Below are 15,600 nucleotides of genomic sequence, written 5' to 3'. Positions count from 1 at the left end.
TTCCGGGAATTTCCCGGCCAAAACCGGCTTCCCGCCCGTGCGGCCCGGCAAAAAGCAAAGTTAGCTCTAAGTGTATAGTATCATACGGGTATTTTCAATGGATCATTGCAGCCGCAGCCCAAAGCCTTTATTCGCCGGCACCGTCGCACGTGAAACCCCCGATGAGTAAAAATCCCCCAGACACAAGGCCTGGAGGATGGGATTACGCATCGTATGTTATTGACGATTAAAAGTTATTTCACCAGACCCAGCAAAATCTCGCGGATCAGCTTGGCCGCTACGATCTGTGTCTGTTCGGACGGATCGTATACCGGGGCCACTTCAACCACGTCGGCGCCTACGATGTTCAGCTCGGAACCGGCGATGGCGTGAATAGCCGCAAGCAATTCCTTGCTTGTGATACCGCCCGCTTCGGCCGTTCCTGTGCCCGGTGCTGCGGACGGATCGAGCACGTCGATGTCGATCGTCAGGTAAACCGGACGGCCCGCAAGCTCCGGCAGCACCTTCTTGAGCGGCTCCAGAACTTCGAACGGGTACAAGTTCAAGTTCTTGCGCGCGTACTCGAACTCTTCGCGCATACCGGAACGGATGCCGAACTGGTACACGTTCTTGCCGCCGATAAGCTCGGCCGCTTTGCGGATCGGCGTCGAGTGAGACAGCGGCTCGCCTTCATACTGCTCGCGAAGGTCGGCATGCGCGTCGATGTGAATGAGCGCCAGATCCGGGTACTTCGCGTGTACTTCGCGAATGACTGGCCAGGACACAAGGTGCTCGCCGCCCATACCGAGCGGGAACTTGCCGTCGCTCAGAAGGCCGCGGACGTATTCGCCGATGATGTCGAGGCTGCGTCCCGCGTTGCCGAAAGGCAGCATCAGGTCGCCGGCGTCGAAGTATTTCACCTCGTCGAGGCTCTTATCGAGATACGGACTGTATTCTTCCAGTCCGATGGAAACCTCACGGATGCGGGCAGGGCCGAAACGGGAGCCCGGACGGAAGCTGACCGTGTAGTCCATGGGCATGCCGTAAAGTACGGCACGGGAGGACGCGTAGTCCTCGGAGGCGGCGATAAAAATGTTGCCGGAGTAAGCTTGGTCTAAACGCATGCGGTCATCGCACCTTTCTGTTCGGAAACAGTCCTTATTTTACGAGATCTTCAACGAATTTAGGCAGAGCAAACGCGGCCTTGTGGAGGCGCGGCGTGTAGTATTTCGTTTCGAATTCGGGAATCGAAGCTTCTTCGACTTGAAGCGGATCGTATTTTTTGCTGCCCATGGTGAACGTCCAGAGACCGCTCGGGTAAGTCGGGATATTCGCGCCGTAAACGCGGACGATCGGGAAGATTTCGCGAACGTCGCGGTTAACCGTTTGAATCAGGTCCGCTTTGAACCAAGGGTTGTCCGTTTGCGCCACGAAAATGCCGTCTTCTTTAAGCGCATCGTAGATGCCTTGGTAGAAGCCTTTCGTGAACAGTTCCACGGCCGGACCGACGGGCTCGGTGGAATCGACCATGATCACGTCGTATGTATTTTTGTGATCGTGGATATGCATGTAACCGTCGTTGACGATTACTTCGACACGAGGGTTGTCCAGCTCGCCGGCAATCTCGGGAAGGTATTTCTTCGAATACTCGATGACTTTGCCGTCGATTTCAACCAGAACGGCTTTTTCCACTTTCGGATGCTTCAGCACTTCACGAATGACGCCGCCGTCTCCGCCGCCTACCACAAGAACGTTTTTAGGGTTCGGGTGGGTAACCAGGGCAGGATGCGCAACCATTTCATGATAGACGAATTCGTCTCTTACGGTCGTCATGACCATGCCGTCCAGAACGAGCATGCGGCCCCATTCGGCTGTATCGATCATAGCCAGATCCTGAAAATCGGTTTTCTCGGTCACCAGCGTTTCTTTAATCTTGGCGGTGATGCCGAAGTCTTCCGTCTGTTTCTCGGTATACCAAAGTTCCATATTCCCAGCCTCTTTTCTTAAGTATAGTGATGTAAGGAGTGCATGCGGACAAGCCCGGAAATGAGACCGACCGCTCCATTATTTCGTACTGAATAGTATCCTCATCATTGTACCACAAGCGGGTAAAACCATGCGCGGAATGAGCCTTGCGCCTTGAGGGTTTGCACGCACAAATTGTATTATAGAGGATTGAACCCGAAATGCAAGAAATTTGCAGGACGGACGGGCCGTTTTACGAAATTTTAGGAAGCGGAAGGGATAATGCCTGAATAGGGGCCGGAAAGCTTTTCCATACTGTGTAATATGCCTCTATTATTTATCCTAAGCACATGCTTGAACCCGCTAGGCCCGACAAGAAAGGAGAGTGAGGGACTCTTGGCCGACGACCAACAGAACGAACCCGAAAACAATGCCGCTCCCGACAAAAAGCCGCCAGGTCCAGCGGACAAGAACTGGCCTCGCCGTTTAAAACGGGGATTCACTTTCTCCTTTACGACGTTTCTGGTCCTGTGCGTACTGGGAGGGGTGTTCCTTCTCTATTTGCGCTCACAGGCGCTTCCGGTCACAAAGGTACTCCAGACGTCCCAAATATTCGACGTTAACGGAGCTTTAATCGATACGCTGGATTCCGGCCAGAACCGCAAGATCGTGCCGATCAGCGACATTTCCGTGTATGTGGTCAAAGCGACGCTCGCGATAGAAGATCAGAACTTCTACAGTCATCCGGGCTTTGATGTCAAAAGCATTGCGCGCGCAGCCATCGTCAATCTGAAAAGCATGTCCAAGGTGCAGGGGGCCGGGACGATTACCCAGCAGCTGGCAAGGAACTTGTATTTGAATCACGACCGCACCTGGACGCGTAAAATCAAAGAAACGGTCTATGCCGTGCAGATGGAAATGCAGCTGACCAAGGATCAGATTCTGGAGAGCTACCTGAATCAGATTTACTACGGCCACTCCACGTATGGAATCGAGGCGGCTTCCCAGCTGTTCTTCGGCAAGCATGCCAAGGACCTGTCCCTGGCGCAGAGCGCCATGCTCGTAGGCGTGCCGAAAGGGCCGAAATTTTATTCGCCCTACTATAACATGGAGAATGCGATGGACCGGAAAAACGTCGTACTCCAGACGATGGCGAAGGAAGGCTTCATTACCCAGCAGGAAGCGGATGCGGCCAAGCAGGAGAAGCTGACCGTTCAGCCGCTGGTAGAAAAGAAACCTTCGCAGGCCCCGTACTTCCGCGACTATATCAAAACGCTGGCCGTGCAGAAGCTCGGCATCACGGAAGACCAGTTCGAACAAGGCGGCCTGAATATTTATACGACGCTGGATCTGAAAGCGCAGAAAATCGCGGAAGAGCAGATGGCCAAGCAGCTGCCCAAAGAAAGCGAGATTCAGGGCGCTCTAATCTCGCTCGATCCGCGAACCGGCTACGTTAAAGCGATGGTAGGCGGCAAGGATTACGGAGCCAATCAGTTTAACCGCGTGTTTGCGACGACCCGCCAGCCGGGCTCCTCCTTCAAGCCGTTCGTCTACCTGACGGCTCTGCAGAACGGCTTTACGCCGCTCAGCACGGTCCGAAGCGAACCGACCGTCTTCAAATACGATGAGGGGCGGCAGTCTTACACGCCCCGCAACTACAATGACCAGTACGAAAATGCGGACATCGACATGCGCCGGGCGATCGCCAAGTCGGACAATATTTTCGCGGTCGATACGATTCTGAAGGTCGGTCCCCAGAAGGTCATCGACAACGCGCGGAAGTTCGGCATTACAAGCGATCTGAAGCCGCTGCCCTCCCTCGCGCTGGGCACCTATCCGGTCAGTCCGTACGAGATGGCGGCCGCCTTCTCCGCCCTGGCCAATCAGGGAGTCCGGGTCGAGCCGACAGCCATTATCAAGATCGAAGATATGGCCGGCAGCGTCCTCTATCAGGCTGCGCCGAAAAGCGAACGCGTCGCCGATGCCGCGCCCGCTTACGTGCTCACCCATATGATGGAGAGCGTATTCGAGGATGGCGGTACCGGCAGCCGGGTGGCCGCCACGATCAAGCGGCCCGTCGCGGGCAAGACGGGCACGACCGACACCGACGCGTGGATGGTCGGCTACACGCCCGAGCTGGTCACCGCCGTCTGGGTCGGCTACGACAAAGGGCGCGCGATCAACACGGCGGAATCGCATCTCGCTTCGCCGATCTTCGCCGGCTACACCGAAGCCGTCCTGGAGGCGATTCCGCCTAAGCTCTTCCCGGTGCCGGAGGGAGTCACGACCGTCTACATTGATCCGAAGAGCGGCAAGCTCGCCAATGAAGACTGTACGACCGGCGCGCGCAACGAGGCGTTCCTCTCCGGCACGGAGCCGAAGGAGTACTGCACGAACCGGGCCGCCAAGGGCAAAGGGTTCGGCAGCGGAGCGCGCTCCTGGTGGGATGATGTCAAGCGCTGGTGGAACGAGTAGCGGGAACGGAAGGCAGCACCGGCAGCGATGCCGGCAGATTCTCTCCGTTGAGGGCAGCATCCGCTGAGATCAGCAGCGGTGCCCGGCAGAGCCGCCGAAGGGAAGATCCGGCCTTCGTGTGACGGCTCCGGCCGCTCCGCCCCCGCAAAGGCAGAAGCTCAGCGGCGTGAGCCGGGCTGGACACGCGTCCGGGAACTCGCTCGCGGACGTTGAGACAGCTCCCGGTGGAAGGCCAGGCTGAGTATTTTCCGGCGATGCGGCCCCTCGCCCGGTAAAAAACGAAAACAAAGGCAGATGAGAGCGCGGGCTCCCATCTGCCTTTGTTGTTTTCCAACCGGACTGATTAATACCGGCCGGTCACGATTTGTGCTCAGCTTCTTTCGAGGCTTGAAACAGGTTCTTTTATTGAAGCTTCTCCAAGCGGCAAAAGCCCTTTTACAGGAAATAATCGGGCGAGCAGTCATTTATCTCCAACGCAAAAAGGCAGAACTAAGCGTCCTTAGTCTGCCTTTTTGCTGTCCTAGTATATGAGTGTAACATACACTAGTGTTAGTATACCCGCTTCCCCTGGGACTCACAATCCATGACACAATTTGTACACATTTTCCCCAAGGCTAGGCAAGCGCCTGTTTAAGCTCCTCGGAAGAGTGGTTCCACCATTCCTCGTTATGTTCGATCAAAGCCTTGCGCAGCGCGGATTTTTCCGTTTCATCCAGACCTTCTACCATGATCTTGCGCTTCATGGCGGCGTCCATCCGGTTCACGTGATCGGCGAGAATTTTCCACCCTTTGCGGGCTTCGGTATCGATCAGCATCTCGCAAGCCGTCACTCCGCCGTAGGAAGTTCCTTCCGGGGAGCGGTCCACGGCCACCCATACGATCCAGCAGCGGCGTCCGTCCGGGACGTCTTCTTTGTTCGTCGAGAATTTAATCCGCTTCTCCACCTGGCTCTTCGCGTGCAGCGCGCCCATGTCGAGATAAGCTTCGTCTCCGTCCAGGATAAGGCTGGATACGTTGCTCAGATCGATCGAACCCGCTCCGAATCCTTTGTGATTCACCTTCGTGCTGACGATATTCAGCGCCGCCGGTTTTTTCTTCGGTTCTTCTTTATGGGAATCCATGAAAGGCACCTACGCTTTCCTAGAAAAATAATTCTGCTCTTCTTCATTTATTTTAGCTAATAATCCCCGGAATGCAAACATATACATGCTGTAGATGCTTGTCAACGGGGTGAAAATCATGAAAGTAAAGATGGCCAACCGAAAAAAAGCCTGGCTCGTATCCGCAGCCGCCGCGTTCCTGGGCGCAGCTTTCCTCGCCAACTCGCTCCTTTCTTCCCCTGAAGAAAGGACGGGCCAGACAAGCCGGGCCGTTCTGTCCGGAACCGCTCAGAATCCAGTCTCCCCGGTGAATGCGGAACCTTCTTCTTCAATCGGTCAGCCGCCGGCGGCAGGAGAAATTGTCCACCAGCCTCTCAGCAAGCGCATCGTCGAATATCACATCAATGTGGAATACAGCCCGGAAAACCAGAAGCTCCTCGGCCAGCAGACCGTCACCTGGAAAAACCCGGGCAGTCAGCCTGTGCAGGAACTGTACATGCATCTTTATCCGAATGCCTTCGCATCGGAGAAGACGACTTTTATGAAGGAATCCGGCGGCAAGCTGCGGGGAGACGAAGCCAAAAAAGGCAGCTTCGGTGATATGGAACTGCGCAGCATCAAAACCGAGGACGAAACCGATCTCAGCTCCGCCATGCAGTTCGTCCAGCCCGATGACGGCAACCCCGACGACCGGACGCTGATCAAGATTACGCTTCCGAAGCCTGTCGCCGCAGGAGCCGCCATTACGCTGCATACGGATTTTGCGGTCAAGCTTCCGCAAGTGTTCGCCCGCATGGGCATAACGAAAGATTTCGTTATGGCGGGACAGTGGTTTCCCAAGCTTGCCGTGTACGAGCCTGCCGGCACCCGGGGACGGACCGCGGAAGGATGGAACCTGCACCAGTACCACGGCAATTCGGAGTTTTATGCGGATTTCGGCATTTTCGATGTCCGTGTGAAAGTCCCGGCGGATTACATCGTGGCCGCCACCGGTTTTCCGACCAAAAATCCGGTCGTCGAAGCCGGCAAGAAAACCTATCAGTTTTACGCGGATGACGTGCACGATTTCGCCTGGTCCGCTTCGCCCAACTTCAAGGTGTTTGAAGAGCCCTATGCCGCTCCCAATTTGCCGGGGGTCAAGATCAAGCTGTACCTGGATCCCAAGCATGAGCCGTACAAGTCCCGCTATATGATCGCCGCCAAAAAAGCGCTGAGCCGGTACTCCCAGTGGTATGGTACGTATCCGTACTCCACCTTATCCGTTGTCGTGCCTCCGGAAGAGGCTAACGGGGCGGGCGGCATGGAATATCCCACGCTCGTTACCGCTTGGGGAGCCTCCGGGGGGACGCCCGACCTGGAACTCGAGCGGGTCGTCGTCCATGAGATCGGCCACCAGTTCTGGTACGGACTCGTCGCCACCAACGAGTTCGAGGAAGCCTGGCTGGACGAAGGGTTCACTTCCTACACCGAGGATAAGCTGATGGAACTGGAATACGGGTCGAAGCCCAACCTTCCGGTCGAAGCCAGCTATATTACCTCTCCGGCCGCGCTGCAGAAAAATGCGTGGGGTTACCGCAGCCACGGCGAGTACGCCGACAACGTGTATACCCGCGCCAAACTGGTTCTCAAGGAAATCGAGCACCGGGTCGGGCTGAACACGATGGACCGCATTATGAAAACCTACTTCCAGCGCTGGAAATTCAAGCACCCGGGAACCCGCGATTTTCAAACGGTCGTGGAGGAAATCACCAAGACGAAATGGACGGAGTTTTTCGATCAGTATGTATACGGCAGCATGATGACCGACTATGCGGTCGATAGCATCCGCATCCGCCAGGCGGACGAGTCGGGACAGACGTTGTACGAAAGCAGCGTGCTGATCCGCAAGTTCGGAGGCACTGTACCGGCTGTGCCGATCCGGTTCCATTTTGCCGACGGTTCGACGACAGAGAAGGTCTGGGACGGACAGGGCGAGCAGATCGAATACAAGCTGACTCATAAATCCCCGGTGGATTGGGTTTCCCTGGATCCCAAATACACCATGAAGCTCGAAAACCGGCATATCAACAACTACATGAAAACCGAAGTCGACACCACGTGGAGAATCCGCTGGACCCTCGGCGTCGTCAAACTGCTGGAAACGCTGTTCGATACTGTAGCCTGGTGAGGTGATGAGATGCTCCGCTATCTTCGACAAGGCTTGACGGCCGCCCTCAAGCAGCCGTTCGCCGTTTGCCTGCTGTATGTGTACCAGTTTGCCTGGGGGATTCTGCTTTATAAATGGGTCCAATCCATTATCGTTCCCCTGCTCCACCGTTATCCGGCCAGCGATCAGCCCCAGAGCGCCGTTCATTTGTTCTTGATGGAAAGCCAGTTCCGGCTTGTAAAAACGGATCTCATTCAACCGTATCTCGAATGGCTTCTCATCCTGCTGGCCGTCCGGATGCTGATCAGCCCCATGCTGAACGCCGGCGTGCTGTACTCCCTGGAACACCGGCAGATGAATGCGGGCTACCGGTTTATGAAAGGAATTCGCGAGCTGCTGCTGCCCTTCTTCCTCTATTATCTCCTTCAAACGGTCTTAATGCTTGCGCCGCTCTACTGGCTGGCCCCCAAAGCGCTTGCTTTGTTCAACAAAGCCTACGGATTCGAGCAGCTCCTTCTGTCCATGCTTCCCTGGGCGGCTCTCTATGCCGTGTATGCCCTGCTTATTCAGCTTCTCTTCCTGTTCCTGCAGTTCGGCCGGGCCTCCGAGGATCGGCGGGGACTTCTCTCGGTGCTTCCGGTCGTGTTCCGCCAGGGTTTACGGATCGCAGGCAATGCCCTGCTGCTCGTCCTGCTCGGCTTCCTTCTTGCCGTCGCGGCGACTTATGCATCCTATATATGGGCAGGCCTGACGGCCCTCATTATTCACCAGATCTACCCTTTAGTCCGCACCTTTGTCAAAATGTGGTCCATCGCCGCGCAGCGTGAAATCTGGGAAAGCTACCGCACCTAGAAAGGCCCCTTTTTCTGCCGTAAGCCGGGCGGCAAGACAGACGAGTCACACACGCCGCCCCTCTTCCTAACCGTTCTCGTTCCGGATTGTTCCGGCGCGGTATCCGTCTCCCCCTGCCGTTCACCGGCCAGGGGGTTTTTAGTTTCCATTTGCGTTTTTTTCAGCTATCATGGAAAGATAGAAGATAAAAGGAGGCATTACCGATGATATCCCCACGGACAAGCACCGTCGTGGCGGCAGTAATTGGCCTTTGTGTCGCCGCCGGGTCGTTCTTTTACGGACAGTCCGACGTTAAAGCCAAAGAGGTTGTGGCGATCGGTCACGACGTCCGCATCTCCAACCAGGCATTCGACAAAATGAAGGCCGAGGTCGACCTGGCCTTTCAAATGCAGGGCGCTCAAAACAATTTGACCAACGACCAGCTTCTCGATCTGATGCTTAAGGACGAGCTCTTCGTCCGTTACGGCCAGAAGCGCGGAGTGAAAGTCAAAGAAGCCGAAGTGAAGCAGGCAATCGACCAGCAGCGCAAAGCGCTGGAAGCGGCCGGTCCCGAAGCGGCTCAGTTGAAGGAGATGCTCTACAAAAGCGCCGGCTTGACCGAAGCAACCTACTGGACCGATCCCAAAACCGTCAACCAGTACGCCAAGTATCTCCTCCAGCAAAAGACGATCGAGTACCTCGTCAAAAAAGGCGAGCTGAAAACGCAGGAAGACCTCAACGCCCTGCAGGAAAAACTGCTTGCCGAAACGAAACCGGGGCTGCGCGTGAAGTTTCCGGATCAGCCGAAAATTTAGATTGCCTCTAAGCTGAAAGACATGGAAAACCCGCCCTTTTTATACAAGAAGGCGGGTTTTTTGATCTATTTTTTGCCCTGAAATCCGACTAAATAACTGCTTTTGAAACTTTTTTGTAACTATTTTTAGTTTTTTGGAAGGAATTTCTGGACCTATGGCGAATATTTAGTGTCGAACAGAAAAAGATTGCCGAATTTCTTCTTAGACGAAAGGAAGAGAACGGGGGATCCACTCTGGGTGAATTGATCTTGCAACAAAGGGATCATAGGGGACCTTCTACCGAACCCTCCAGCTAACCTCGTAGGCACAGGAAGGAGCAACACAGTTGAAGAAAGTCTTGTTGTTTGTTTTGAGCTTGACCCTGTTTTTGAGTGTGGAAATCGGCAGCGCATCCGCGAAGTCGACGCTCAGCTCCACGATTGACGGATTGGTAGGGACGCCTTACAAGTATTCGGGCACATCGACCAGCGGTTTTGATTGCTCGGGCTTCACGTCCTACGTATTCGACCGGTTCGGCATTGATCTGGCACGCACTTCAAAAGCACAGAACGGCCAAGGATCCTCGGTTGCAAAAAGCGATCTGAGACCGGGTGACCTTGTATTTTTTAACACCGACGGAAAAGGCATCTCCCATGTAGGTATTTACATCGGGAACAACAAGTTCGCCCACTCCGCTACGAACAAAGGTGTTACAAAGAGTGACTTGAGCGAATCTTACTATGCGAAACGATACGTTTCTGCACGCCGCGTTATCGGCGATGACCTTTTTAACAAGATCACTGCAGACTAGTAAGACGCACTCGTAATGGAACGCAGCATATACCCGAAAGGGAGCCCCGTAATCCAGGTTGCCGCCTGGCTTGCCGGGCTTCTTTTCATTTGCGCCGGATTTCCTGTTACTATGAAGTTAGACGAAAAAGCAAGGAGCGTCCCTTCATTATGATCCTTTTTATTCATCGCAAAGATCTGCGGATTGACGACATGACTGCATTTGATTACATTCACAGCTTGGGGCGTCCAAGCCTGCATGTCCTGATTCTGGACCCCTTCCTGCTGCGCGACGGCCGGGACCGGGAACACAGCGGAGTCAACTTCCTCCGTCACGTCTCCAGGCTCATCCGCGAATACCGGAAAGCGGGCGCTCATCTGGAAGTGCTTGCCGGCGAGCCTCATGCCGTGGTCGATCGACTGCTGGCCGAGCTGCCCATTGAAGAAATCGTCCTGCACGGCGACGTTACGCCCTACGCATTAGTACGTGACCGCAAACTGAAGGTTTCAGCTTCCGCCCGCGACGTTCCGGTGACCACGCTGATCGACCATACGCTCGCCGATTTCGGAGACTTTCAGCACTTCGCGGAGCGCAGCGCCCCTTACCAGGTATTCACCCCTTTTTATAAAAAATGGAACGCATACATGCACCTTTTTTTCCGGCCGTCTTCGGCCATCACCGTGCGCGATTTACAGACACGGCCGCTGCCGGACCGCAAAGCCCGGTCCGCCCGGTTTCCGCTTCCGCTTGACCCGGAAGCGGCAGGCACGGCACCTGATCCCGCTCAGGCTCTGAGCGGTTTTCTCGAAGGAGGTCTCCGCGCTTATGAAGCGCAAAGAGACCGGTACGCCTTCGAGACGACCAGCGGGATCAGCCGCCACCTGAACACCGGCGCGCTCTCCGTGCGCCGGGCGTATGAAGCCGCTCTCGGCAGCGAGCGGCACGAAGCCTGGACGCGCCAGCTGGCGTGGCGCGACTTCTACCTGTACCAGGCCGTCTATAACCCGGATTTCTTCGTCTACGAGAAGAAATTCGATTTCTCCGGCCTGGAGGACACGCTCTTCGAGCGGTGGTGCCGGGGGCAGACCGGCATTCCGGTCGTGGATGCGGCCATGGCGGAGCTGAACGCCACGGGGCACATGCCGAACCGGCTGCGGATGGTGACGGCCATGTTCCTGACCAAGAACCTGCGCTGCCCCTTCACGCTAGGTGAACGGTATTTCCGGCGCAAGCTCGCCGATTACGACAACGTGCTCAACCGGGGCGGCTGGCTGTGGAGCGCTTCCCTCGGCTTCGACGCGTCTCCGTACTTCCGCGTCATGAACCCCGTCACGCAGTCGGAGACGCATGATCCGACGGGCATGTACATCCGGCGGTGGCTTCCCCATATCGCTCATCTGAGCGATAAGGAAATTCACAAGCCGCAGGCGGATGCGATTGTCGATCTGAAGAGCTCCCGCGCGGCAGCGATCGAGATTTACAAGCACATGCTGGCGGAGGCTAAACCTGATGCCGGTGCGGGTCCGGACGGATTTTCTCCGGATGACTCTCCCCCTGTTTAAAGCTCCGTTCTTCGGGTAAATAGAAGTACGAGGTGATAAACATGGAAAATCCAATGGTGAAATGCAGCATTGCCAACTGCGAATACTGGGAGCAGGGCAATAACTGCAGTGCGGAAGTTATTATGATCGAAGTAAACGCTCATTCGAACAAGCCGCAACCGCAAGAACGGGACGGTCTGCCTTACGATTCCGGACATCAGGATTCCGCCGAGGGCATCACCGATACCTGCTGTCAAACTTTCGAAGAACGTCATCATCACTAATTTCAATCAAACGTTTCATTTCATTAAAAAATGAAAATGCCGACAGCAGAGGAGCCGTAGAGCTCCCCTGCTGTCGGCTTACAAAAATAATCCCGCTGAGATCAGCGGGCGGTTAAAAGCCGCGCAGACTTCAGCCTGCCCGGCTTTTTTTTGTGTGGAAACGCTTCGCTTACTCATGCAGGATGGTTCAATACGGAAACCCGCCCTTATCCGCCTTACCAGCCGAGATCCAGTTTTTTACCGGTCTCCACAAACGTTTTGATGGCGCTCAGCAGCATCCACCATGCGGGATCCGCCTTTTCGTAAGAAGGATGATTTTCGACCCACTGATCGTTGATCAGCGTCAGCTTGGTGCAGCCGGCGAACGGCTCCAGCTTAACGGTTACCCTCGTGGTGATCTCCGCATGATTCGGATAGTAGGAAGGTCCCGGATGTTCGATGTAACTCAGGATGCGGTTCGGCTCGTATTCCAGCACTTCTCCGTAAATGTGGACGGTCTGCTCGCCGTCATTGCCGGGTCCGATAAATCGGATAGATTCACCGGGGACATAAGAAGAATCGATCACACAGTCGAAAAAGATTTTACGGGTTTTTTCCGGCGTTACGAAAACTTCCCACACCTGCTCCGGGCTGCCGTCGATATAAAAATGATACGTGAGATCCATTGAAAATTCCTCCCTAGCCTAGTGTCGGCGTCTTGTGATAGCTTGGCCGTTTTGCTACCATCAACTTTACAGGGCCACGGCGCAAAGCGATTGTAAAAAAGCGACATCTTCCCTAAGACTTCATCTGGAACGGAGGCGGCTCCGCATGAAACCCGAGGAGAACCCGGTCGTCGTCAACAAAGGCATTTTGAATTACGAAAAGGGCCGGCAAAAGTTCACCATTTCCCGAAGATTGCCCGCTCCCGAGCTGGCTTTTTTTATCCGGCATTACTGGCTGATTCATTGGGACTTGAGAGGACTTCCTTCCCATACCCAGGAGGTGCTCCAGCCTCCCTGCTTTAATCTGGTGTTCGAAAAAGACAACACGCGGATCTACGGGACGAATAAGGGGAAAACGTCGCAGCTTCTCGAGGGTATAGGAGAAGTCTTCGGCGTTTTGTTCCGGCCGGGCGGGTTTTATCCGTTTTACCGGCGGCCGGCTTCGGAGCTGGTCAACCGCAGCCTGCCCTTCCGGGAGGTTTTCGGCAGAAGCTGCCTTCCGCTGGAAGAGACTCTTTTCTCCGAACCGGACGAGGATGAGAAGGTCCGCTTCGCGGATGACTTCTTCATTAGAGAGCGGCCGACGGCTGACGAACAAATCGAAATCGTCAATTCGGTGATCGATTATATTGCGGCGCACAGGGAAATCAACCGGGTTGAGGACGTTGGAGCCAGGTTCGGCATCTCCGCAAGAACGATGCAGCGGATGTTCAGCCAGTATGTCGGCGTCAGCCCGAAATGGGTCATCAAGAGATACCGCCTGCAGGATGCCGCCGTATCGGCGGATGAGGGAGAATCGCCGGACTGGTCGAAGCTCGCGGTAGACCTGGGCTATTACGACCAGGCTCATCTAATTAAAGATTTCAAAACGGTTATCGGCAAATCTCCGGAGGAGTACGTGCGCAGTAAACAAGGTTAGATCGGCAGAGCCGCATAAAAAAATGGAACGGCCCGCCGATTAGCGTTTGGAAGCACTCTGCAATTCAGTGAGGCCGCTTTCTGAAATTAGTCTTAGTCCGCTTTCCGTAAAGACGGGATTTTAACGATCAGCCAGAAGGTAAAGGCGAGCAGAAGAAGAGCGCCGCCCATCACAATGTTCTGTATTCCCACGCCAACGCTGAGAAGCAATGAAGTCAAACCGTATGAAATAGGCGTAAGTCCCATGGAAGACATGGTCTGAATACTCATCACACGACCGATATATGCTTTGTCGGCATGATTCTGGATCACGGAAGTGGCGCAGATGTTCGAGATTCCCATCGAGATTCCCATGCAAACGGCGAACACTGCTCCGGTCCACAGTGTGCCGGCCATGCTCAGCGCGAGAAAGCTGAACGACAGGCCTAACTGGGCCAGTACGCTGATCAAGCCTCTCCGGCGTTTCAAGTTGAGAATGCCCAGCACAATCGAGCTGACCAGCATTCCTCCCGCCAGGAAAGATTGCAGCATACTGAAATCGAGTGTCTCCCCGTGCAGAACGTGTTTGACGAAAACCGGGATGCCGATTGCAAAGGGACCGGTAAAAAACAGATTCAAAAACAGCGTTTTCAGCACAAACGCCTTCAATACGGGGGCCTGACGGACGTAGCCAACCCCTTCCTTGACGCTGGTCAGCATCGGAATCCGTACCGCTTTCGTGTCCGGCGATGGGGATTTCCGCACGCGGACAAGCAGCGCGAATAGGGCTCCCAGCACCAGCAGCACGGTAATCAGGCCGAAGATCCCTTCGTACCGGAGAGCGACGATGACAAAACCGCTGATCATCGGCCCGAATATCGAGGTGGACTGATTCGTCGTCTGGATAATGGAGTTGGCCCTCGTCAGCTCCTCCTTGGAGACGATGGACGGGACGATGGAGCCCGAAGCGGGCCAAAAGAACCCGTCCAGTATGCCGAACAGCAGCGCGAAAGCGGTCAGGGCTCCCAATCCGAGTCCCCCGCCCTCCACCAGAACCAGAACCAAGACGGCGAGCAGCGCCGATTTGGTTATCGTCGACACGAACATAATCTTCGACGGGCTGATCCGGTCCGCCAGCACGCCCCCGATCGCCATGAACAAGACGCGGGGCAGCGTCCCGATTAGATAAATGACGCCCAGGGAAGCCTCCATGTTCAAGACGTTCACCACGTACCAGGCTTCCGCGAAATAGAACATGTTCAGGGCAAGGCCGGAGAAGATCGTGGACAGCCACAGCATCGCGAATGCCCTTTCCCGGAAGAGCGACGATGCCGGACCGGGCATTCGCTCCGCCCGAATTCGTGCCTCCAAGCTACTCATCTTCCTGCTCCCCTTTGAAATACGGCTCATCGATCTGGAACGCTACCGTCATCAGATAAAAAGTTTCCATCTCCTCTTCCGAAACCTCTTCTTCCGCCATCCGGTTCAGTTCCTGGATCAGATCGTGATACTTCGCGACCCATTTCTTAAACTTTTCCTTCGGAATGTTCACCTCAGTCTGACTGGCTATGCGATGCCACTTCCTGTGGTCTTCGGAATCCGTCAGGAAGGCGCTCTCCGGAGCCGCCAGGGCACGGCTCTTGGCCCGGTCCAGAGTGGATAGCGTCATCAGCCGGCGGCTCTCCCCGTATTCATGGTGAAAGGATAGCAGCTCCGTAGACGGAATATAGCTTTTCGCCACGGCCCGATACAGCTTCTGGGTCATGTTCCCCTTGCGGTTTTCCTCCACCAGCCGAATCAGGCCGTTCTTCTCCAGATCCTGCAGGTGGTAGTGGACTTTCGACCGCGATTCCCCCATCTGCTGGGAAAGCTGCTGTCCCGATCTCGCCTCCTCCACCAGCAGGCACAGAATTTCGATACGCAGCGGATCGCTCAAAGATTTCAACTGTTCGAGATTCGTTAACACCATAATGCCATTTTGTTTTTCCATACATGTCAGCTCCATTTGACTTGTCAGTTTTTATTGACAACAAGAACTTACCAAATAATCTTCTCTCCTGTCAAGGGCGATTCCGGAAAAAGAAAGGCCGCATG

14 protein-coding genes and 1 riboswitch are annotated in these 15,600 nt (G+C 55.1%); of the genes, 8 read left to right on the top strand and 6 right to left on the bottom strand.

What is annotated here, in order from left to right; all coding sequences use genetic code 11:
• Window positions 1–233: 233 nt before the first annotated feature.
• Window positions 234–1,103, bottom strand: a complete 870-nt coding sequence (gene speB, locus ACI48J_RS01385) for an agmatinase (RefSeq protein WP_326051032.1) — start codon at window positions 1,101–1,103, stop codon at window positions 234–236.
• A gap of 34 nt (window positions 1,104–1,137) precedes the next feature.
• Window positions 1,138–1,965 (bottom strand): polyamine aminopropyltransferase, encoded by an 828-nt coding sequence (gene speE / locus ACI48J_RS01380; protein WP_042235191.1) that lies wholly within the window; start codon window positions 1,963–1,965, stop codon window positions 1,138–1,140.
• A 375-nt stretch (window positions 1,966–2,340) separates the two neighbouring features.
• On the opposite strand from speE, the gene ACI48J_RS01375 reads away from it, so the two are divergent.
• Complete coding sequence (locus ACI48J_RS01375; protein ID WP_326051029.1) at window positions 2,341–4,419, top strand: PBP1A family penicillin-binding protein; 2,079 nt, start codon at window positions 2,341–2,343, stop codon at window positions 4,417–4,419.
• A 614-nt stretch (window positions 4,420–5,033) separates the two neighbouring features.
• Here ACI48J_RS01375 and ACI48J_RS01370 read toward each other — a convergent pair.
• Entirely contained in the window at window positions 5,034–5,540 is a 507-nt protein-coding gene (locus ACI48J_RS01370; RefSeq protein WP_042235230.1) for a YwhD family protein, read from the bottom strand.
• A 118-nt stretch (window positions 5,541–5,658) separates the two neighbouring features.
• Between ACI48J_RS01370 and ACI48J_RS01365 the strand changes: the two genes are divergently transcribed.
• The 6 genes from ACI48J_RS01365 to ACI48J_RS01340 all read left to right on the top strand — a co-directional run bounded on the left by ACI48J_RS01365 (window position 5,659) and on the right by ACI48J_RS01340 (window position 11,905).
• A complete protein-coding gene (locus ACI48J_RS01365) occupies window positions 5,659–7,686 on the top strand; it encodes a M1 family metallopeptidase (RefSeq protein WP_405081348.1) in 2,028 nt (675 codons plus the stop codon).
• 9 nt (window positions 7,687–7,695) lie between these two features.
• Window positions 7,696–8,517, top strand: a complete 822-nt coding sequence (locus tag ACI48J_RS01360) for a hypothetical protein (protein WP_405081346.1) — start codon at window positions 7,696–7,698, stop codon at window positions 8,515–8,517.
• A 203-nt stretch (window positions 8,518–8,720) separates the two neighbouring features.
• Window positions 8,721–9,311 (top strand): SurA N-terminal domain-containing protein, encoded by a 591-nt coding sequence (locus ACI48J_RS01355; RefSeq protein ID WP_405081345.1) that lies wholly within the window; start codon window positions 8,721–8,723, stop codon window positions 9,309–9,311.
• 177 nt (window positions 9,312–9,488) lie between these two features.
• Window positions 9,489–9,633: riboswitch (cyclic di-AMP (ydaO/yuaA leader) on the top strand.
• Between the two features lie 3 nt (window positions 9,634–9,636).
• Complete coding sequence (locus tag ACI48J_RS01350) at window positions 9,637–10,101, top strand: C40 family peptidase (protein ID WP_009671580.1); 465 nt, start codon at window positions 9,637–9,639, stop codon at window positions 10,099–10,101.
• Window positions 10,102–10,250: 149 nt separating this feature from the next.
• Complete coding sequence (locus ACI48J_RS01345) at window positions 10,251–11,642, top strand: cryptochrome/photolyase family protein (protein ID WP_405081343.1); 1,392 nt, start codon at window positions 10,251–10,253, stop codon at window positions 11,640–11,642.
• 41 nt (window positions 11,643–11,683) lie between these two features.
• The gene (locus ACI48J_RS01340; RefSeq protein WP_009671636.1) at window positions 11,684–11,905 is read left to right on the top strand and encodes a DUF1540 domain-containing protein; all 222 of its coding nucleotides are present in this window, start codon (window positions 11,684–11,686) and stop codon (window positions 11,903–11,905) included.
• Between the two features lie 215 nt (window positions 11,906–12,120).
• Here ACI48J_RS01340 and ACI48J_RS01335 read toward each other — a convergent pair whose 3' ends face one another.
• Window positions 12,121–12,570, bottom strand: coding sequence for an SRPBCC domain-containing protein (locus ACI48J_RS01335; RefSeq protein ID WP_326051019.1), 450 nt, complete (start codon window positions 12,568–12,570; stop codon window positions 12,121–12,123).
• Between the two features lie 145 nt (window positions 12,571–12,715).
• Between ACI48J_RS01335 and ACI48J_RS01330 the strand changes: the two genes are divergently transcribed.
• On the top strand, window positions 12,716–13,528 hold the full coding sequence (locus tag ACI48J_RS01330; protein ID WP_405081341.1) for a DUF6597 domain-containing transcriptional factor: 813 nt from the start codon (window positions 12,716–12,718) through the stop codon (window positions 13,526–13,528).
• 92 nt (window positions 13,529–13,620) lie between these two features.
• Here ACI48J_RS01330 and ACI48J_RS01325 read toward each other — a convergent pair whose 3' ends face one another.
• Window positions 13,621–14,886 carry an MFS transporter gene (locus ACI48J_RS01325; RefSeq protein ID WP_405081339.1) on the bottom strand — a complete coding sequence of 422 codons (1,266 nt, stop codon included), beginning with the start codon at window positions 14,884–14,886 and terminating at the stop codon, window positions 13,621–13,623.
• The gene (locus tag ACI48J_RS01320) at window positions 14,879–15,496 is read right to left on the bottom strand and encodes an ArsR/SmtB family transcription factor (protein WP_405081337.1); all 618 of its coding nucleotides are present in this window, start codon (window positions 15,494–15,496) and stop codon (window positions 14,879–14,881) included. The genes ACI48J_RS01325 and ACI48J_RS01320 overlap by 8 nt, the downstream gene beginning before the upstream one ends.
• Window positions 15,497–15,600 lie beyond the last annotated feature (104 nt).

Origin of the sequence: Paenibacillus chitinolyticus, assembly GCF_045038035.1 — a bacterium.
In the GTDB taxonomy this organism is placed as follows: Bacteria; Bacillota; Bacilli; order Paenibacillales; family NBRC-103111; genus Paenibacillus_F; species Paenibacillus_F chitinolyticus_A.
Note: the sequence above shows the minus strand (reverse complement) of the source record. Positions and strands in the feature narration are given on the sequence as shown.

What these genes read in the sequence shown, in the direction of transcription:
- ACI48J_RS01330 (WP_405081341.1), top strand. Translation starts at nt 12,716, where the DNA reads ATGAAACCCGAGGAGAACCCGGTCGTCGTCAACAAAGGCATTTTGAAT.
- ACI48J_RS01335 (WP_326051019.1), bottom strand. Translation starts at nt 12,570, where the DNA reads ATGGATCTCACGTATCATTTTTATATCGACGGCAGCCCGGAGCAGGTG.
- ACI48J_RS01340 (WP_009671636.1), top strand. Translation starts at nt 11,684, where the DNA reads ATGGAAAATCCAATGGTGAAATGCAGCATTGCCAACTGCGAATACTGG.
- speB (WP_326051032.1), bottom strand. Translation starts at nt 1,103, where the DNA reads ATGCGTTTAGACCAAGCTTACTCCGGCAACATTTTTATCGCCGCCTCC.
- ACI48J_RS01370 (WP_042235230.1), bottom strand. Translation starts at nt 5,540, where the DNA reads ATGGATTCCCATAAAGAAGAACCGAAGAAAAAACCGGCGGCGCTGAAT.
- ACI48J_RS01325 (WP_405081339.1), bottom strand. Translation starts at nt 14,886, where the DNA reads ATGAGTAGCTTGGAGGCACGAATTCGGGCGGAGCGAATGCCCGGTCCG.
- speE (WP_042235191.1), bottom strand. Translation starts at nt 1,965, where the DNA reads ATGGAACTTTGGTATACCGAGAAACAGACGGAAGACTTCGGCATCACC.
- ACI48J_RS01365 (WP_405081348.1), top strand. Translation starts at nt 5,659, where the DNA reads ATGAAAGTAAAGATGGCCAACCGAAAAAAAGCCTGGCTCGTATCCGCA.
- ACI48J_RS01360 (WP_405081346.1), top strand. Translation starts at nt 7,696, where the DNA reads ATGCTCCGCTATCTTCGACAAGGCTTGACGGCCGCCCTCAAGCAGCCG.
- ACI48J_RS01320 (WP_405081337.1), bottom strand. Translation starts at nt 15,496, where the DNA reads ATGGAAAAACAAAATGGCATTATGGTGTTAACGAATCTCGAACAGTTG.
- ACI48J_RS01345 (WP_405081343.1), top strand. Translation starts at nt 10,251, where the DNA reads ATGATCCTTTTTATTCATCGCAAAGATCTGCGGATTGACGACATGACT.
- ACI48J_RS01355 (WP_405081345.1), top strand. Translation starts at nt 8,721, where the DNA reads ATGATATCCCCACGGACAAGCACCGTCGTGGCGGCAGTAATTGGCCTT.